Source organism: Enterobacter cloacae complex sp. SYL003, assembly GCF_049236925.1.
In the GTDB taxonomy this organism is placed as follows: domain Bacteria; phylum Pseudomonadota; class Gammaproteobacteria; order Enterobacterales; family Enterobacteriaceae; genus Enterobacter; species Enterobacter intestinihominis.
Genome location: NZ_JBMKJK010000006.1, coordinates 176975 through 193923, shown reverse-complemented (window position 1 = coordinate 193923; position 16949 = coordinate 176975). Strand labels below are relative to the sequence as shown.

Here is a 16949-nt window from a genome sequence, read left to right as displayed (position 1 = left end):
AGCATAGCATGGTTGTGTGCGGCCTGATGCCCTCACCCCGGCCCTCTCCCACGGGGAGAGGGGGAAAACCGTAGGCCGGGTAAGCGTAGCGCCACCCGGCATGTTGTTGACCTTAGAACCACGCCTCCCACATCGCGCCGACGTTGAAGTCGTCCAGCGTCTCATCTTTGGTGTTGTTCACGCGCGCGGTGCGTTCGTTGTCCACTTTGCCGCCGGTCACGTAGAAGCGCAGCATCGGACGGAACTCCGGCCCCATGGCGATAGACATGTTCTGCGACAGGGTCAGCTTCCAGCCCTTGTTGTCGCCGCCGTTGTCGTAATCTACGTGCTGCCAGCCCGCTTCCAGCCAGGTGGAGTGAACGTCGTTCCACCAGTGCATCGGGCGCACGATGGCGTTGTAGTTCTTACGGTTGTCGGTGTCATCACGGCTGTTGTCATAGTCGTGGAAGGCGAGGATGTACTCCACCTGCGTGGCCTGGGTGAATTTATACAGCCCTTCGAAGCTGGCGTAGACCGTGGTCAGATCTTCGGTTTTGTTGAACACGCTGTTGTCCGAATTATCGGAGTAGCGGGCGATCACCTTGTTCACGCCGCTATCGTTGGTGTGGCTCAGCACCACGCCGCCCTGCCAGGCGTTCAGACGCTCGTCGCTCTCAACGGCTTTGGAGTCAAAACCGTAGTTGGCGTACAGCTCCAGGTCGATCGGGCCGAGCTTCATGCCGTGGATTTTTGAGGTGGCAGCGTAGTTGCCCTTGTCACCCGTGCCGGAACCGCCGGTACAGGTGATGCGCGACGGGTTGGCTTCATCTTCCATCACTTCCGGGCTACAGGATTCCACCGCCGCCACGGCAGCCACGTCGAACTGCACGCCGCCGATGTCGAAGTTCTTCACCCCGGCGCCCTGGCCATCGTGGTTCATCCAGAAGTAATCGTTGATGCCCTGCTGCGGACGCTGGTGGAAGTCACGACCGGCCCAAAAGTAGGCGTTCGGGTTGGAGGCCATAATGTTGGTCACCCCGGCGTAAGCTTTTTTGAGGTTAACTTCGTCGCCCCAGTGGTCGATCATCACGTTGATGTCCCAGATGGCGCCGTTATCACCCTTGAAGGCCTTGGAGAGCTGGAATTCCCCGCCGTTGCCTTCGTTACCCAGACGACCAATCGCGGACGCGCCGTTGTAGGAGCCGTCCACCGCCACATACTTCTGGTCAGCGGCCTGGAAGTGCGCGCCGTAGCGGGCGTAGCCGGTAAATTTGATGCCAAACGGAATCGCCATGTCCGGGGATTGCGCTGCGCTCTGCGGCTCGGTGATGACGTCCGCTTTTTTCGCGACCGCCGCATCCATTTTCGCCTGACGCTCGGCCAGGGCTTTATCCACCGCTTTCGCCACAATGGCGTCAATTTGCTCCTGCGTAAATTCTTGCGCGAGCACGGAAATTGGACAAAGCGCGGCGATAACCGCCATGGTTAATGGAAGTTTTTTAATCGTATTCATGGTTATCTCAATATAGTTTAATTTTATTCAGACAATAACCATCCCGCTCCGATCTGACAGAACATGTCGCTATCATCAGAACAAGTGGATTTCTAGTTTTAGGTACAGAGGTATTACATTAAATTATTTCGCCATAGACTATCTCTGATATAAATGAATAATCTCTTCAGATAATTCACGCGCTAATAGCGAATTCATTAAATGATCCTGCGCGTACACCATAATTAACGTCATCGGCTGGCGGGCTTCGCCCGCGTCCTGCTCGATCAGTTTGGTCTGCATCTTGTGTGCCTGGCGCGCGTAGCCATCGGCTTCACGCAGCAGGCTTTTGGCTTCGTCAAGGTTGCCCTGGCGCGCCGCATGCAGCGCTTCGAAGCACAGGCTGCGGGACTGACCGGCGTTGACGATAATTTCCATTACGGCTTCTTCTAATGCGATCATCATTTTTACTCTTTATCAAAGCAATTATTTAAGGCGGTAGCGGCAAACCACTCTCCGCTTTTTTTAATGGTGCGCTGCTGCGTCTCCAAATCGAGCTGAATAAAACCGTAGCGGTTTTTGTAGGCATTGCACCACGACCAGTTATCAATAAACGTCCACATATGGTAGCCCAGACAATTGCAGCCTTCGCTAATACCTTTATGCAGCCACGCTAAATGCTCAGAAATAAATTCGATGCGATACCGATCGTTAATCTGGCCGTTTTCAATAAAGCGCTGCTCGTTTTCGACACCCATCCCGTTTTCAGAAATAAAACAGCGGGGGTTACCGTAATTGTCGCGCAGGTTAACCAGAATATCGTAAATACCCGGCTCGTAGATTTCCCAGCCGCGGTACGGGTTCATCTTACGGCCCGGCATCTCGTAGCTATCAAAGAACCACTCCGGCATAAACGGCGCCTGCGGGTTCACCGCGCTGTCGCGACACTTCACGCGACGCGGCTGATAGTAGTTAACGCCGAGCAGGTCGATTTTCCCTTCCGCAATCAGGAAACCGTCTTCCGGCTTGCAGGCGGGTAGCTGATCGTAAGATTTCAGCAATGCCACCAGGTCGGCCGGATACTCCCCGCGCAGCACGGGGTCGAGGAAGCTGCGGTTAAACATCAGATCCGCGATATGCGCCGCCTTCACGTCCGCCGGGTTCTGCGAACGCGGGTATGACGGCGTCAGGTTCAGCACGATGCCGATCTCCCCCGCGTAATGCCCGGCGCGGTAAGCCTGAACGGCCTTCGCATGGGCCAGCACCGTGTGATATGCCACGGTCGCCGCCCGACGAAAATCCACCACGTTCGGGTAATGGAAATCGTACAGATAACCGCCTTCCACCGGCACGATCGGCTCGTTGAAGGTAAACCAGTGCATCACGCGGTCGCCAAACAGCTCGAAGCAGATCTGCGCATAGCGGGCGTAGGCGTCCACTACGTCACGGTTTTCCCAGCCGCCGATCTCCTGCATCGCCATCGGCATGTCGAAATGGAACAGGGTGATAAACGGCGTGATGCCCTGTTCATTCAGCTCATCAATAACCTGATTATAAAAATCGACCGCGTCCGGGTTCACTTCACCGATACCGTCGGGGATCAGGCGCGCCCAGCTAATCGAGGTGCGAAAGCTGTTGTGGTTCAGCTGCTTCAACAGCTGAATGTCCGTTTTCCAGTGCTGATAAAACGTGGAGGTGTGCTGCGGTCCCACGCCGTTGTGAAAACGGTTCGGCTCGCGGGCAAACCAGTAGTCCCACGTGGTTTCACCCTCTCGTGTCCCTTCCGTCTGGAGAGCGGAGCTTGCGCTGCCCCACCAGAAGTTATCGGGAAATGCGTATTTCATGACCCTTCCTCTTTGACTTAATTGCTAACTGTTTCAGCGGAGCCGACGGTTGCCTGGGCTTTCTGCTCTTCATTTTTGATGAGCGTACGCTCATAGGCGCGCAGGAACGGCAGGTACATCAGCGCCGACATCACCATGCAGACCAGGCACATCACCACCGGGCTCAGCGCCCAGTTCGCTGCCCACGAGGCGCCAATCGGCGCGGGCGTGGTCCACGGGGTTAACGAAACCACCTGGGCCAGCCAGCCGAGTTTGGTTGCGCCGTACGCCAGGCAGGCGTTGACCAGCGGAACAAACACGAACGGGATAAACAGCATCGGGTTCATGATGATCGGCGCGCCGAACAGAATCGGTTCGTTGATGTTAAAGAAGCTTGGCACAACGCCCATTTTGCCGATGGTGCGCAGGTGAGTGGCGCGGCTGCGCAGCAGCAGGAACGCCAGCGGCAGGGTCGAGCCTACACCGCCAATCAGCAGGTAGTGATCCCAGAAACCTTGCAGATAAACGTGCGGCAGCGCCGCGCCCGCCGCCAGCGCCGCCTGGTTTGCAGAGAGGTTCGCCATCCAGAACGGGTTCATGATGCCGGTGACAATCAGCGACCCGTGGATACCGGCAAACCAGAAGATCTGGCACAGCAGAACGGAGAGCAGAATCGCGGGCAGCGAGTCAGACGCGGACACCAGCGGCTCCAGCAGGTGCATAATCGCCTGCGGGATGATCATCCCGGTCTGCGCTTCAATGAACAGGTTCAGCGGATGCAGGGTACCAATCACCACCATCACCGGGATCAGGATCTCAAACGAACGCGCCACGCCGGTCGGCACCTCTTTCGGCAGGCGGATGGTGACGTTGTTCTGCTTTAGCCACGCGTATACACGGGTGGAGTAGATCGCGGTGATAAGCGCAGTGAAGATGCCCTGACCCGACAGATACTGCGTCGAAATTTTGCCGTCGGCATACGGCGCGGCGACCAGCAGGAAGGCCATAAAGGCCAGCAGACCGGACATCACCGGATCGAGGTTAAACTGACGTCCCAGGCTCGCCCCAATCCCCACCGAGATGAAGAAGGTCATGACGCCCATGCTGAGGTTAAAGGGCAGCATCAGCTGTTCGCGGTAGGTCTCGGAGAAATCCAGCCAGCCGCGGGCGAAGCTGTTGGTGGTATCCGCCGAAAACGGCGGGAAGATAAACACCAGCATAAACGAGCCGATGATCATAAACGGCAGCGCGGCGGTAAAGCCGTCGCGGATGGCAATCACATACTTTTGCTGACCGAGCTTCGCGGCCAGCGGCGTAATTGACTGTTCAATCACCGCGACCATGGATTGATATAACGAACTCATGTGAACACCTTTTAGTGTGCCGCTTCGATGAGCGACAGAGCATAGTCCAGTACTTTATCGCCACGCTGCATGCCGTAATCCATCATGTCGATGGGCTGCACCGGTATGCCTTGCGTCGCTGCCTTGTCTGAGAGTGTCTTTAACATGTATTTCACTTGCGGTCCGAGAAGCACCACCTGATAGTGCGGAAACTGCGTATCAAATTCGGATACGCCATACGCATCTATCTTCACGGGCAAGCCCCGTTCTTTTGCAACATCGATCATTTTGCTGACCAGCAGGCTGGTGGACATCCCGGCAGAGCAGCACAGCATAATCTTGAACATCGACGACCATCCTCAAAATGTAAAAAGTTATTGCGATGATGATTGGACATGATACGGAAACCGGTTTCCATTCATAAAAGACAGAAGTGTGACAACCATCAATATCCACTACTTATGACGCTAATTAACCGGATGTGGGTCACATAATTTGGCTGTTTTGACATCAAATTGAGTGGAAACGGAAAATCGGTTTCCATGGAAAACGGAAACGGATATACTCCGTTCTGGCTTTAATGTGAGCCGTAGCGGTGATGGAAATTACAGACGCCAGTTGCGTCTGACAGGGGAGAGAGATGTCTACAATCAACGATGTATCGCGTCTGGCCGGGGTGTCCAAAGCCACGGTATCACGGGTGTTGAGCGGGTCGCGTGGCGTTAAAGAAGCCAGCCGACAGGCTGTTCTGAGAGCGGTGGATGAGCTGAACTATCGTCCGAACGTGATCGCCCAGTCGCTGCTCAGCCAGTCGACGGGCTGCATTGGGGTGATTTGCGCGCAGGAGAACATTAACCAGACCACCGGTTACCTGTACGCGCTGGAAAAACACCTCAGCCAGCATCAAAAACATCTGCTGCTGCGTTTCGCACACACGAAAACAGAAGTGATGAACGCTCTTGAAGAACTCTCCTGCGGCTTATGTGATGACATTCTGGTGATTGGCGCGCGTTTCCCGCTGGACGTGGACATGGACAACGTCATTCTGGTCGACTGTATGGAAGCCGATAACGCCAACAGCATTCAGTTCGATCACGCGTTCGCGGCTGAAACGGCCTGCAACTATCTCACCAGCCAGGGGCGTCGCCAGATAGCACTGATCCACCCGCACGGCAGCGGCTTTGCCGATCAGGTGCTGCTGGGTTACAAACATGCGCTGGAGAAAAACTTCCTGCCCTTTAATCGCAACCTCGTGTTTATGGACGCGACTTCATCGTCCGTTGCGCTTCAGGAATTACTCAACAACGCGTCCACGCTGAACTTCAACGCGCTGCTGGTGGCAGACGAGCAGGAAGCCCAGCGGGTGATCCCGCAGTTACAGGCGTTTAATAAATCGGTACCGGAAGACATCATGGTCTTCAGCCTCGGCGGTTCGCTGCATCTTCCGGGTATTCCGGTGATCCCGGCCATTGAGTATTCCATGGACGCCATGGCGGCGCGCATCGTGAGCTGGCTGACGGCGAAAACGCAGATGCTCGGGTCCTACGTGCTGCGTGGGGATTTGATTATTCCGGATGTGCGGAAGCGTTAAACATGTGATGTAGGCCGGGTAAGGCGCAGCCGCCACCCGGCGCTCAACCCTCAGTAATCTTCCATACAATCCACCTGACTTACTGCATCCCAGTAGGCGTCCAGGTTGTCACGCTTCACGGCGGTGATGGCATTTTTGATCAGCAGCTGATTGGCCTCAGACGACAAAATCATCGCCTGCCAGGCCTTATCGCTCTGCTTTTTCTGCGGGGTACAGGTTTTCTTCACATCTTTCAGGACCTGCTGTTTTATCTGGGCCTCTTTCTCCGGAGCGCTCTTCTCCAGCGCGTGAACAAACGCAGCGAAAATCAGGCAAACGAGCAGGCAAACCAGGTGTGCAGATTTCATTGAGACCTCCGGTAAAGTCACAGGCTTTCTCTGAAATGTATCGTTACATTCAGGCAGGCGATTCCAGCCGAAAGTATGAATTTACTTTTCACCTGGTATGAGAATCGCCCTCTCAGGCCGTTACTGAACCCCTCCACCCAGCGATTGCCACAGCGTGATGCGGTTTTCCAGGTCGGTTTGCTGCAAGGCAATCAGTGATTCCTGTGCCGACCACAGCGACCGCTGCGCGGTGAGCACCGTCAGATAATCGCCCGCGCCAGCCTTGTAACTGCGCGTCGCCACATCCAGCGTTTTTTGCTCCGCCGCCACGTATTCACGCTGGGCATCAAGCTGTTCGCTCAACGTTTCGCGCCGCGCCAGCGCGTCGGCCACGTCCTTAAACGCGCTCTGGATGGTCTTCTCATAGGTGGCGATTAGCCCCTTCTTCTCCGCTTCCGCATAGCGCAGCTGCGCCATATTGTTGCCCCCGCTAAACAGCGGCAGGGTGATGGACGGCGCGAACGACCAGACCTTCATGCCGTGGCTGAACAGGGATGACAGCGAATCGCTGCCGACGCCCGCGCTGGCGGTCAGTGAAATGGTCGGGAAGAAGTTGGCGCGTGCCGCGCCGATGTTGGCGTTAGCGCTCAGCAGGTTATGTTCCGCCTCCTGAATGTCCGGGCGACGCAGCAGCGCGCTGGAGCTGACGCCCGCCGGGATCAGCGTGATGGCGTTATCGCTCAGGCTCTCCAGCGTGCCGGGCAGCAGGTTCTCGGGCACCGTATCGCCCGCCAGCAGGTTAAGGGCGTTTTTGTCCTGCATCACCAGCGTCTGGTAGCTCGCCACGCTGGCGCGCGCCTGCTGGTAAACCGCCATCGCTTCACTGACGTCCGTGGCCGCTGCCACACCTACTTCCTGCTGACGTTTGACGATTTTGAGCGAGTTCGCGGCGCTCTCCAGGGTGGATTTCGCCAGCGCCAGATTGCTGTTATCCGCCGCCAGCGTCACCCAGGCCGTGGTCAGCTCGCTGACCATTGTCAGGCGCGTGTTCTGCGCGGTGAACTCGCTGGCAAGCCAGGTTTCACGCGCGGCGCGCGACAGGCTCTGGTTGCGGCCAAACAGATCCAGTTCGAAGCTGGAGACCGTGCCGTTGGCTTCGTCGCTCGTCGCGACGCCGCTCGCCAGCGTGCGGCTGCGGGTGTGGCTCAGTTCCGCGTCCACCGTCGGGAACAGGGACGAGCGCGTTTCGCCATACTGGGCACGGGCGGCGTCGATATCCGCAATCGCTTTTTGCACGTCGCGGTTGCTGTTGAGCGCCATCGTCACCACGCTTTTCAGCCGCGCATCATTCATCACCTGCTGCCACTGGCTCACCACGGCGCTGGCTTCGCCGTGCGCGCCGGGTAGGGTGGCCGGAACGGGCGCGTCCGGGCGCTGATACGTGGGATCTAATGACACACAGCCTGCGCTCAGCAGTGCTAACGCTAAAACAGTTACACGAAACATTATGACCTCCGGTTTGCGTGCTTACCGGAGAACAGACGTTTCACCAGTACAAAGAATAAAGGAACGAAGAAGATCGCCAGCAGCGTCGCGGCCAGCGTCCCGCCGATAATGCCGGTGCCGATCGCCACGCGGCTGTTGGCCCCCGCGCCGGTGGCAATCGCCAGCGGCGTCACGCCTGCGATAAACGCCAGCGAGGTCATGATGATCGGACGCAGACGCGTCTGGGCGGCCCGCAGGGCGGCGCGCGTCAGTGAGTAGCCTTCGGCCACTTTGGCTTCGGCAAACTCGACAATCAGAATGGCGTTCTTCGACGACAGACCGATGGTGGTCAGCAGCGCCACCTGGAAATAGACATCGTTGCTCAGGCCGCGCAGGGAGGCGGCAATGGCCGCGCCCAGCACCCCAAGCGGGATCACGAGGATCACCGAAATGGGCACCGACCAGCTCTCATACAGTGCCGCCAGGCACAGGAACACCACGAGGATGGAGAGTGCATAAAGGCTCATCGCCTGACCGCTCGCCAGTTTTTCCTGCAACGACAAACCGCTCCACGCCCAGGTGCTGCCGGACGGCAGGTTATTCGCCAGCTGCTCCATTTTGCTCATCGCCGTACCGGAGCTGGCGCCGCTGGCGTTCTCGCCCTGAATTTCATACGCCGCCGAGCCGTTGTAGCGCACCAGGCTTTCCGGGCCATACTCCCAGCGGGTGGTGGCGAAGGCGGAGAATGGGGTCATAGTGCTGTCGCTGCCGCGCACATACCATTTGTTGAGATCCGACGGCACCGCACGATAGTCGCTGTCGCCCTGGATGTAGACCTTTTTCACGCGGCCACGGTCAATGAAGTCGTTCACGTAGGTGCCGCCCCAGGCGCTGGACAGGGTGTCGGTGACGTCGCTCAGGGAGAGCCCCAGCGACACGGCTTTGTTGTTATCGATATCCACCTGAAGCTGCGGCATCTGCGGCAGATCGTTGGCGCGCACGGCGTGCAGCGAGCTGTCCTGATTCGCTTCGCCAATCAGCTGGTTACGCAGTTTCAGCAGCGCGTCGCGGTCGGTGCCGCCGCTCGCCATCAGCTCAAAGGTAAAGCCGTTGCTCTGGCCCAGACCGTCCACTGCCGGCGGTGTCATCGCAAAGATGGTGGCATCGCGGATGGCGCTCAGCTCCTGCGTGGCGCGCAGGGCAATGGCCTGCGCGGTGTTTTCCTCGCCTTTACGCTCTGACCAGTTTTTCAGGGAGACGAACGCCATCCCGGCGTTCTGGCCGCTGCCGCTGAAGCTGAAGCCTTCAACGGTAAAGATCACGTCGGTATTGGCTTTCTCTTTGGTGAGGAACCACTCGCGTACCTGGCGGCTTACCTCTGCGGTACGCACCGCGGTTGCGCCGGCAGGGAGGGTGTACTGCACCATGATTTCACCCTGGTCTTCGGTTGGCAGGAAGCTGCCCGGCAGTTTCAGCATGGCGAACCCCATCGCGCCGCAGAGCAGGGCGAAGATCACCAGCATGCCGCCGGAACGGCGCAGGGCGCGCAGAACCTTATTCTGATAGCCGTGCTCGGTCTTACTGTAGAAGCGGTTAAACGCGCCGAAGAAGCCCTTTTTGTGCGGCGCGGTGTGATTCAGGATCGAGCCGCACAGCGCGGGCGTCAGGGTCAGCGCCACCACCACGGAGAGGAACATCGCTGAAATAATGGTGACCGAGAACTGACGGTAAATGACCCCGGTAGAGCCGCCGAAGAAGGCCATCGGCAGGAATACCGCAGAGAGAACCAGCGCAATGGCGATCAGTGCGCCGGAAATTTCGCCCATCGATTTTTCGGTCGCTTCCCGGGCGGGCAGCCCTTCGTCGCGCATAATACGCTCGACGTTTTCCACCACCACGATGGCGTCATCCACCAAAAGTCCTATCGCCAGCACCATGGCAAACAGCGTCAGGGTGTTGATGGAGTAACCGAACAGCGCCAGCACGCCGAAGGTGCCCAGCAGCACCACCGGCACCGCCAGCGCCGGGATCAGCGTCGCGCGGATGTTTTGCAGGAACAGGTACATCACCACCACCACGAGGATAATGGCTTCGAACAGGGTCTGAATCACGTCCTCAACGGAGATCTTGATGAACTCGGTGCTGTCTTTCGGGTAGGCCACGTCGTAGCCTTCCGGCATCGACTTTTTGAACTCGGCGATCTTGTCTTTTACCGCCGTGGCGGTGTTAAGCGCGTTGGCGCCCGGCGAGAGCATCACCGCCATACCCGCCGCCGGGTGGCCGTTCAGCTTCGCGGTGGCGGTGTAATCTTCGCTGCCCATCTCCACGCGCGCGACGTCGCTGATGCGCACCACCGCACCGTTGGACTCGCTCTTGACGATGATTTTTTTGAACTCATCGACCGTTTGCAGACGCGACTGAGCGCGAACGGTGGCGGTCAGCTGTTGGGCGTTCGACGAGGGCAGCGCGCCGATTTTACCGGCGGAGACCTGCACGTTCTGCGCTTCAATCGCGCTCTGCACGTCGGAGGGCATCAGCGAGTACGACGCCAGCTTAGCCGGGTCGAGCCAGATGCGCATCGCGTATTCTGCACCGAACACCTGCAGGCTGCCGACGCCATCCACGCGCGCCAGCGGATCCTGCATATTACTCACCAGCCAGTCGGCGATATCCGAGCTGCTGGCGGTGTCGGTTTTATCATATACGCCCATGATCAGCAGGAAGTTGCTCTGGGATTTTTCGACGGTGATCCCGGACTGCTGCACCTCGGTCGGCAGGCGTGATTCCGCCTGCTGGACTTTGTTCTGCACCTGTACCTGAGCGGTGTCCGGATCGGTTCCCTGTTCAAACGTGACGTTGATGCTCACCGAACCGTCCGAGCTGCTGGTGGAGGTGAAGTAGAGCAGGTTATCCAGCCCGGTGAGCTGCTGCTCGATCACCTGCGTCACGCTGTTCTCCAGCGTTTGTGCGGAGGCGCCGGTGTAGGTGGCGGAGATTTTGATCGACGGCGGGGCAACGTCCGGGTACTGCGCAACGGGCAGCGTGCGGATCGCCAGTATCCCGGCGAGCATGATGAGAATGGCGATAACCCAGGCAAAGACCGAGCGACGCACGAAGAAACGGGAAAACATCAGGCGTTTCCTCCGTTGGTTTTCATCTCTTCAGCTTTCACTTCCTGCCCGGCGGTGACTTTGTCGGTGCCTTCCACAATCAGCTTATCGCCCGCCTTCAGGCCATTCAGCACCAGCCATTTATCGCCGTAGGTGTCGCCCGTCTCCAGCTGACGCTGCTCGACCTTGTTGCTGGCGTTCACCACCAGCGCGGTGGCGGTACCTTTGGCGTCGCGGGTGATGCCCTGCTGCGGCGCGAGGATCGCGTCATTCATGATGCCTTCATCCACTCGGGCGCGGACGAACATGCCCGGCAGAAGCTGATGCTGCGGGTTCGGGAAGACAGCGCGCAGGGTGACTGAGCCGGTAGACTCATCCACCGCCACTTCGGTTAACGCCAGATGGCCTTTTTCGCTGTAGCTGCTGCCGTCTTCGAGGATCAACGACACGTTCAGCGTATCGCTGTTGCTGGCGAGGGTTTGCTTGCGTAATCGCAGCAGATCGGCGCTGGAACGGGTTAAATCGACGTACATACTGTCCAGCCCGCGAATAGTGGCCAGCGCGGTATCCTGCTGGGCGGTCACCAGCGCGCCGGGGGTCACAGAGGAGATGCCGATACGTCCGGCAATCGGCGCGGTGACGGTGGTCCAGTTGAGGTTAATGCGGGCACTTTCCAGCGCGGCTTTCTTTGACTCGACGCTGGCCTTGTCCTGCGCGCAGGTGGACTTCGCGTCTTCCGCATCCTGACGTGATACGCCGTCGTCCTTCACCAGCTGCGCATAGCGCCGGGCTTTCTGGCAGTCGGCCTGCACCAGCGCCTGCGCCTGTTTTAGTGCGGCGGCAGCTTCATCATAAGCGGCGCGGTAGCTGGAAGGATCGATCTGATACAGCGCCTGCCCGGCCTTGACCGTATCGCCTTCGGTGAAGAGCCGTTTCTGAATAATGCCGCCCACCTGAGGGCGCACTTCGGCGCTCATCGCGGCGGCGGTGCGGCCGGTCAGCTCGCTGACCACGGACACCGGCTGGCTCATGAGTGTGACAATCCCCACTTCCGGAAGAGGACGCTGGGGAGCAGATGTTTGCGCATTATCGCACCCTGTCAGGAGGAGTAATGCTGCGATGGAGGTTGTTATGGTTTTCATAATCTTTTTCCAGGGTGAACGAAGCCTGCCCTGTTAATCGCTTAACAGGGAGGAGGGCTAATTAAAAGCACAGCGATCTCGCATCTCTGGCAGAGCCAGAAATGAAAAAAGGGAAATTACTTATTTCCGCTAATTATTCACATGCGATTACTTCGCAGAGAAAAGCATATTTAAAATATTCTGGTATATGGGCTCTAATTGTTCTGACGGTACTTTTAAAGGCGTGAGTCGACGGTAAATCGTGCCTTCGATCATCACGGCGGTAATCTCCACGCAGCAGCGAATATGCTCATCGCTCAGGTGGGGGAACTGCTTTTTCAGGTGCTCACAGGCGTTGGCGAACATGCGGGCTTCGGCTTCGATCAGCATGTTTGCCACCAGCGGATTGCGCGTGGCCTCTGCGGACATTTCGAGCATTAGCGCGTCATCATCTTCGTTAAGCGTCTGGCGCCAGGCAAGCGCCTGCGGCATCCCTTCAACCAGGGTTTTGCCCTGCATCTCCTCAATACGTGAGTCAATAATGCGCCGGATCATCTCTTCAATGATCGCGTCTTTGTTACTGAAATAGCGATAGATTTGTCCGACGCTGAGCCTGGCTTCGCTGGCGATCTGCGACATGCTGGCAGCGTGAAATCCACTGGCGCGAAAGCAGCGGCGCGCGGCGGTGATGATTTCGTCCTGCCGTAGTTTTTGTCGTGCTTCCAGCTTTGTGCTCATCGTCGGCTACCGTAAAAAGTGAGAATGATCATTCTCATTATACGTTTTCGGAGCCTATTGGAAAGGTTTTTTTTATTTACATATTGAATGAATATTTCCTTGTTTAAACAATGGAGGAAATAAGGAGTTTTTATGAAGGTTAAGCTGTGAGATATTCAGATTGCGCTGAAAATAAGGAGAGATTTATGCACCTGAGCATTACAGATAAAGTCACGGCTGAAGAAAAAGAAGAATTATTAACGGGGCTAAGAGCCTATAACGCGCAGTATTTAGATCTGGCGACGTTTAGTGGCGATATTGGCGTATATGTGCGAGACGACAGCGGCGTCATGCTGGGCGGGTTAATCGGCGTACGTAAAGGCGACTGGCTGAATATCGACTTTCTGTGGGTCAGCGACAGGGTGCGGGGAACGGGCGTCGGCAGCCAGCTGATCAAAAAGGCTGAAGAGGAGGCCCGTCGTAAAGGGTGTCGTCACGCGCTGGTGGATACGGTCAGCTTTCAGGCGCGTCCGTTCTATGAAAAACAGGGTTATCAGGTGCAGATGTCCTTACAGGATTACCCTTATCAGGGAATGCAGAGACACTATCTGACCAGGGATCTTTAACCACCGATCCCGTTGCCGATCACGGCTAACACGTGGCGCACAACGATCTCCGGCGAGAGGGCATTAAGCCTCTCGTCATTGCGCATGCGAGAGAACGGCACCAGCACCAGGCTCAGCAGCGTCGTGAACAGCAGTTCGGGGGCTAGCGCCGGATTCAGCTTTCCTTCCTGCTGCCAGCCTTTGATGGTTGCCAGCGTGGTGTGATATTTCTCATCGCCAAAGCGCTCCTGCAAATGCGTACGCAGTACCGGCATCTCGCCGATCACCTCCTGCATCCACAGCGGGGCAAACCAGCGATACTTTTCCGCCAGTTCGGCCAGCACCCTGACCATTTCCGTCAGGGCTTCCACCGGCGAATCCCGGTTGTCGGCGAAAATTGCCCCGATCCGCTCACGTAACGGCAGGAAGCGCTCCTCAATCATCGCATCCAGCAACTGTTCTCTGGAGTTGAAGTAGTAGTGCAGCATGGCGGGCGTCACGCCGGCTTCGCGGGCAATAGCGTTCAACGACGTATTGGCGATCCCCTGGCGGGAGAAGAGGTTCAGGGCGATGTCCAGCAGCTGTTCGCGGCTGGCGGTAACGCGCTTGCCGCCGCGCGGACGTCCGGGGCGGCGGGGTTCAGAATTGTCTTTTAGTGCTGGCACGGTCACGCTGTCTCTTGATCTTATCCATAACTTACCTGAATATTAATTATTCGATTAATTAATTTCAAGCGATCTCTTATGGAGTCTGACGTAATGACTCAACCTGCGAAAAACGCACCGTCGATTAAGCTGCTGTTCAGCGCACTCCTGCTGGTGATGCTGCTCTCGGCGCTGGATCAGACCATTGTCTCCACCGCGCTGCCGACCATCGTCGGCGAGCTGGGCGGGCTGGATAAGCTCTCCTGGGTGGTGACAGCCTATATCCTCAGTTCGACCATCGTGGTGCCGCTGTATGGCAAATTCGGCGATCTGTTTGGCCGAAAAATCGTTCTGCAAATCGCGATTGTGCTGTTTCTTGTAGGGTCCGCGCTGTGCGGTCTGGCGCAGAACATGACCCAGCTGGTGCTGATGCGCGCCCTGCAAGGGCTGGGGGGCGGCGGTCTGATGGTGATCAGCATGGCTGCCGTGGCGGACGTGATCCCGCCTGCCGATCGGGGTCGCTATCAGGGGTTGTTTGGCGGCGTGTTTGGCCTGGCGACGGTGATAGGGCCGCTGATCGGCGGGTTTATCGTTCAGCACGCATCCTGGCGCTGGATTTTCTACATCAACCTGCCGCTGGGGCTGTTTGCGCTGCTGGTGATTGGCGCGGTATTCCACGGCAGCGCGCGGCGCAGCAAGCATGAGATTGATTACCTGGGGGCGATTTACCTCAGCATGGCGCTGCTGTGCATCATTCTGTTTACCACCGAGGGCGGTACGATCCGCCAATGGAACGACCCGCAGCTGTGGTGCATTCTGGCCTTCGGCCTGACGGGGATCGCCGGGTTTATTTACGAAGAGCGGCTGGCGTGGGAGCCGATTATCCCGCTGTCGCTCTTCCGCGACCGCAGCTTCCTGCTCTGTAGCCTGATTGGCTTTATCATCGGCATGTCCCTGTTTGGCTCGGTAACGTTCCTGCCGCTCTATTTACAGGTGGTGAAAGACGCCACGCCAACGCAGGCCGGCTTGCAGCTGATCCCCCTGATGGGCGGGCTGTTGCTCACCTCCATCATCAGCGGGCGCATCATCAGCCGCACCGGGAAATACCGCCTGTTCCCGATCCTCGGCACGCTGCTCGGCGTGGTGGGGATGGCGTTACTGACGCGCATTTCAATCACCTCCCCAACCTGGCAGCTGTACCTGTTTACCGGCGTGCTGGGCATGGGGCTGGGACTGGTGATGCAGGTGCTGGTGCTGGCGGTGCAGAACAGCGTGTCAGCCGATCAATACGGCGTAGCGACCTCTGGGGTGACGCTGTTCCGTTCCATTGGCGGGGCGATTGGCGTTGCGCTGTTTGGCGCGGTGTTCACCCATATTCTGCAATCAGGGCTGATCGACAGGCTGCCGGAAGGGGCGGAACTGCCGCGCGAACTTAATCCCGTTGCCATTCACCATCTGCCTGATGCCCTGCGTCTGGACTATCTGGATGCGTTCGGCTCGGCTATCCATGCGGTGTTTATGCTGGCGGCGGGGATTATGGTGCTGGCGTTTGTGCTGTCGTGGTTTTTGCGCGAAGCGCCGCTGCGTCGGCAGGCGTGAGGGAAGCGGAATTGCTTTACGGCGTAGCCAAAAAGCAAAACAACAAGCTGCACGAAACCATAATGGAATTTCTTAAGACCATCACTATCTGCGCCTGGACTACCGCAGCCTGATCCCCTTCGCCCGGTGGCGCTACGCTTACCCGGCCTACACGTCTACCGTCACGTAGGCCGGGTAAGCGCAGCGCCACCCGGCAACAGGCCGCATATAACCTATCCGTCTTACTGATTCCTTTTCGTTTTTTAGCCTGCCGTCTCGTTGTCGATATAGTCTTCAAAACGTCTATCAAAAGGAACTGTCTCGTGAAACTTCGATTGGGTGCGCTTCTCCTGACTGGCCTGCTGCTCGCGGGCTGTGATCAGGGCGGCAATGATGCCAGACACATTAAAGTCGGCGTGATTAATGGCGCTGAGCAGGACGTGGCGGAAGTCGCCAAAAAGGTGGCAAAAGAGAAATACGGTCTGGATGTTGAGCTGGTGGGCTTTAGCGGCTCGCTGCTACCCAACGATGCCACCAACCAGGGCGAACTGGACGCCAACGTCTTCCAGCATCGCCCTTTCCTTGCAGAAGATAACAAGGCGCACAATTACAAGCTGGTCGCCGTGGCCAATACCTTCGTCTTCCCGATGGCGGGTTACTCCCGAAAGATTAAATCGGTGTCTGAGCTGAAGGACGGCGCAACCATTGCGATTCCAAACGATCCCACCAACCTCGGCCGCGCGCTGTTGCTGCTGCAAAAAGAGAAGCTGATTACCCTTAAACCGGATGTGGGCCTGCTGCCGACGGCGCTGGATATTACCGCGAATCCCAAAAACGTACAGATTATGGAGCTGGAAGGGGCGCAGTTGCCGCGCGTGCTGGACGATCCGAAAGTGGATGTGGCCATCATCAGTACCACCTATCTTCAGCAAACGGGGCTGTCTCCGGTACATGACAGCGTCTTTATTGAGGACAAAAACTCGCCTTACGTGAATATAGTGGTCACGCGTGAAGACAACAAAGACGCCGAAAACGTGAAGGAATTTATCCAGTCCTATCAGTCGCCGGAAGTGGCGAAAGCGGCAGAGACCCTTTTTAACGGCGGTGCGGTGCCGGGCTGGTAAGCCACGGTAAG

General features: G+C 57.5%; 15 protein-coding genes. 4 read left to right on the top strand and 11 right to left on the bottom strand.

The window, feature by feature from the left end; all coding sequences use genetic code 11:
- Positions 1 to 112: 112 nt before the first annotated feature.
- The 5 genes from ACOT1A_RS10170 to ACOT1A_RS10150 form a co-directional block, all read right to left on the bottom strand.
- On the bottom strand, positions 113 to 1492 hold the full coding sequence (locus tag ACOT1A_RS10170) for a carbohydrate porin (RefSeq protein WP_022646562.1): 1380 nt from the start codon (positions 1490 to 1492) through the stop codon (positions 113 to 115).
- 138 nt (positions 1493 to 1630) lie between these two features.
- Positions 1631 to 1933: a PTS lactose/cellobiose transporter subunit IIA gene (locus tag ACOT1A_RS10165; protein ID WP_421625517.1), complete on the bottom strand. Its 303-nt coding sequence runs from the start codon at positions 1931 to 1933 to the stop codon at positions 1631 to 1633.
- Between the two features lie 5 nt (positions 1934 to 1938).
- A complete protein-coding gene (locus tag ACOT1A_RS10160; protein WP_276169979.1) occupies positions 1939 to 3315 on the bottom strand; it encodes a glycoside hydrolase family 1 protein in 1377 nt (458 codons plus the stop codon).
- 17 nt (positions 3316 to 3332) lie between these two features.
- Positions 3333 to 4658, bottom strand: a complete 1326-nt coding sequence (locus ACOT1A_RS10155) for a PTS sugar transporter subunit IIC (RefSeq protein ID WP_063841687.1) — start codon at positions 4656 to 4658, stop codon at positions 3333 to 3335.
- 11 nt (positions 4659 to 4669) lie between these two features.
- A complete protein-coding gene (locus ACOT1A_RS10150; RefSeq protein WP_003861034.1) occupies positions 4670 to 4984 on the bottom strand; it encodes a PTS sugar transporter subunit IIB in 315 nt (104 codons plus the stop codon).
- A gap of 293 nt (positions 4985 to 5277) precedes the next feature.
- On the opposite strand from ACOT1A_RS10150, the gene ACOT1A_RS10145 reads away from it, so the two are divergent.
- Complete coding sequence (locus ACOT1A_RS10145) at positions 5278 to 6228, top strand: LacI family DNA-binding transcriptional regulator (protein WP_022646566.1); 951 nt, start codon at positions 5278 to 5280, stop codon at positions 6226 to 6228.
- A gap of 50 nt (positions 6229 to 6278) precedes the next feature.
- On the opposite strand, the gene ACOT1A_RS10140 is transcribed toward ACOT1A_RS10145, so the two are convergent.
- The 5 genes from ACOT1A_RS10140 to ACOT1A_RS10120 all read right to left on the bottom strand — a co-directional run bounded on the left by ACOT1A_RS10140 (position 6279) and on the right by ACOT1A_RS10120 (position 13008).
- Complete coding sequence (locus tag ACOT1A_RS10140) at positions 6279 to 6575, bottom strand: YicS family protein (protein ID WP_022646567.1); 297 nt, start codon at positions 6573 to 6575, stop codon at positions 6279 to 6281.
- 120 nt (positions 6576 to 6695) lie between these two features.
- Positions 6696 to 8060, bottom strand: coding sequence for an efflux transporter outer membrane subunit (locus ACOT1A_RS10135; RefSeq protein ID WP_022646568.1), 1365 nt, complete (start codon positions 8058 to 8060; stop codon positions 6696 to 6698).
- Positions 8060 to 11170 (bottom strand): efflux RND transporter permease subunit, encoded by a 3111-nt coding sequence (locus ACOT1A_RS10130; protein WP_276169980.1) that lies wholly within the window; start codon positions 11168 to 11170, stop codon positions 8060 to 8062. The genes ACOT1A_RS10135 and ACOT1A_RS10130 overlap by 1 nt, the downstream gene beginning before the upstream one ends.
- Positions 11170 to 12291 (bottom strand): efflux RND transporter periplasmic adaptor subunit, encoded by a 1122-nt coding sequence (locus tag ACOT1A_RS10125; RefSeq protein ID WP_038414997.1) that lies wholly within the window; start codon positions 12289 to 12291, stop codon positions 11170 to 11172. The genes ACOT1A_RS10130 and ACOT1A_RS10125 overlap by 1 nt, the downstream gene beginning before the upstream one ends.
- Positions 12292 to 12438: 147 nt before the next feature.
- Positions 12439 to 13008: a TetR/AcrR family transcriptional regulator gene (locus ACOT1A_RS10120; RefSeq protein WP_038414998.1), complete on the bottom strand. Its 570-nt coding sequence runs from the start codon at positions 13006 to 13008 to the stop codon at positions 12439 to 12441.
- 185 nt (positions 13009 to 13193) lie between these two features.
- Between ACOT1A_RS10120 and ACOT1A_RS10115 the strand changes: the two genes are divergently transcribed.
- Positions 13194 to 13613, top strand: coding sequence for a GNAT family N-acetyltransferase (locus tag ACOT1A_RS10115; protein ID WP_150312252.1), 420 nt, complete (start codon positions 13194 to 13196; stop codon positions 13611 to 13613).
- On the opposite strand, the gene ACOT1A_RS10110 is transcribed toward ACOT1A_RS10115, so the two are convergent.
- Complete coding sequence (locus ACOT1A_RS10110; RefSeq protein WP_150312271.1) at positions 13610 to 14257, bottom strand: TetR/AcrR family transcriptional regulator; 648 nt, start codon at positions 14255 to 14257, stop codon at positions 13610 to 13612. The two genes, ACOT1A_RS10115 and ACOT1A_RS10110, sit on opposite strands and share 4 nt — an antisense overlap.
- A gap of 78 nt (positions 14258 to 14335) precedes the next feature.
- Here ACOT1A_RS10110 and ACOT1A_RS10105 point away from each other — a divergent pair, with 78 nt between their 5' ends.
- Both ACOT1A_RS10105 and nlpA read left to right on the top strand, forming a co-directional pair.
- Positions 14336 to 15835, top strand: a complete 1500-nt coding sequence (locus tag ACOT1A_RS10105) for an MDR family MFS transporter (protein WP_058646776.1) — start codon at positions 14336 to 14338, stop codon at positions 15833 to 15835.
- A gap of 302 nt (positions 15836 to 16137) precedes the next feature.
- Complete coding sequence (nlpA, locus tag ACOT1A_RS10100; RefSeq protein ID WP_276169981.1) at positions 16138 to 16938, top strand: lipoprotein NlpA; 801 nt, start codon at positions 16138 to 16140, stop codon at positions 16936 to 16938.
- Positions 16939 to 16949: the final 11 nt, after the last annotated feature.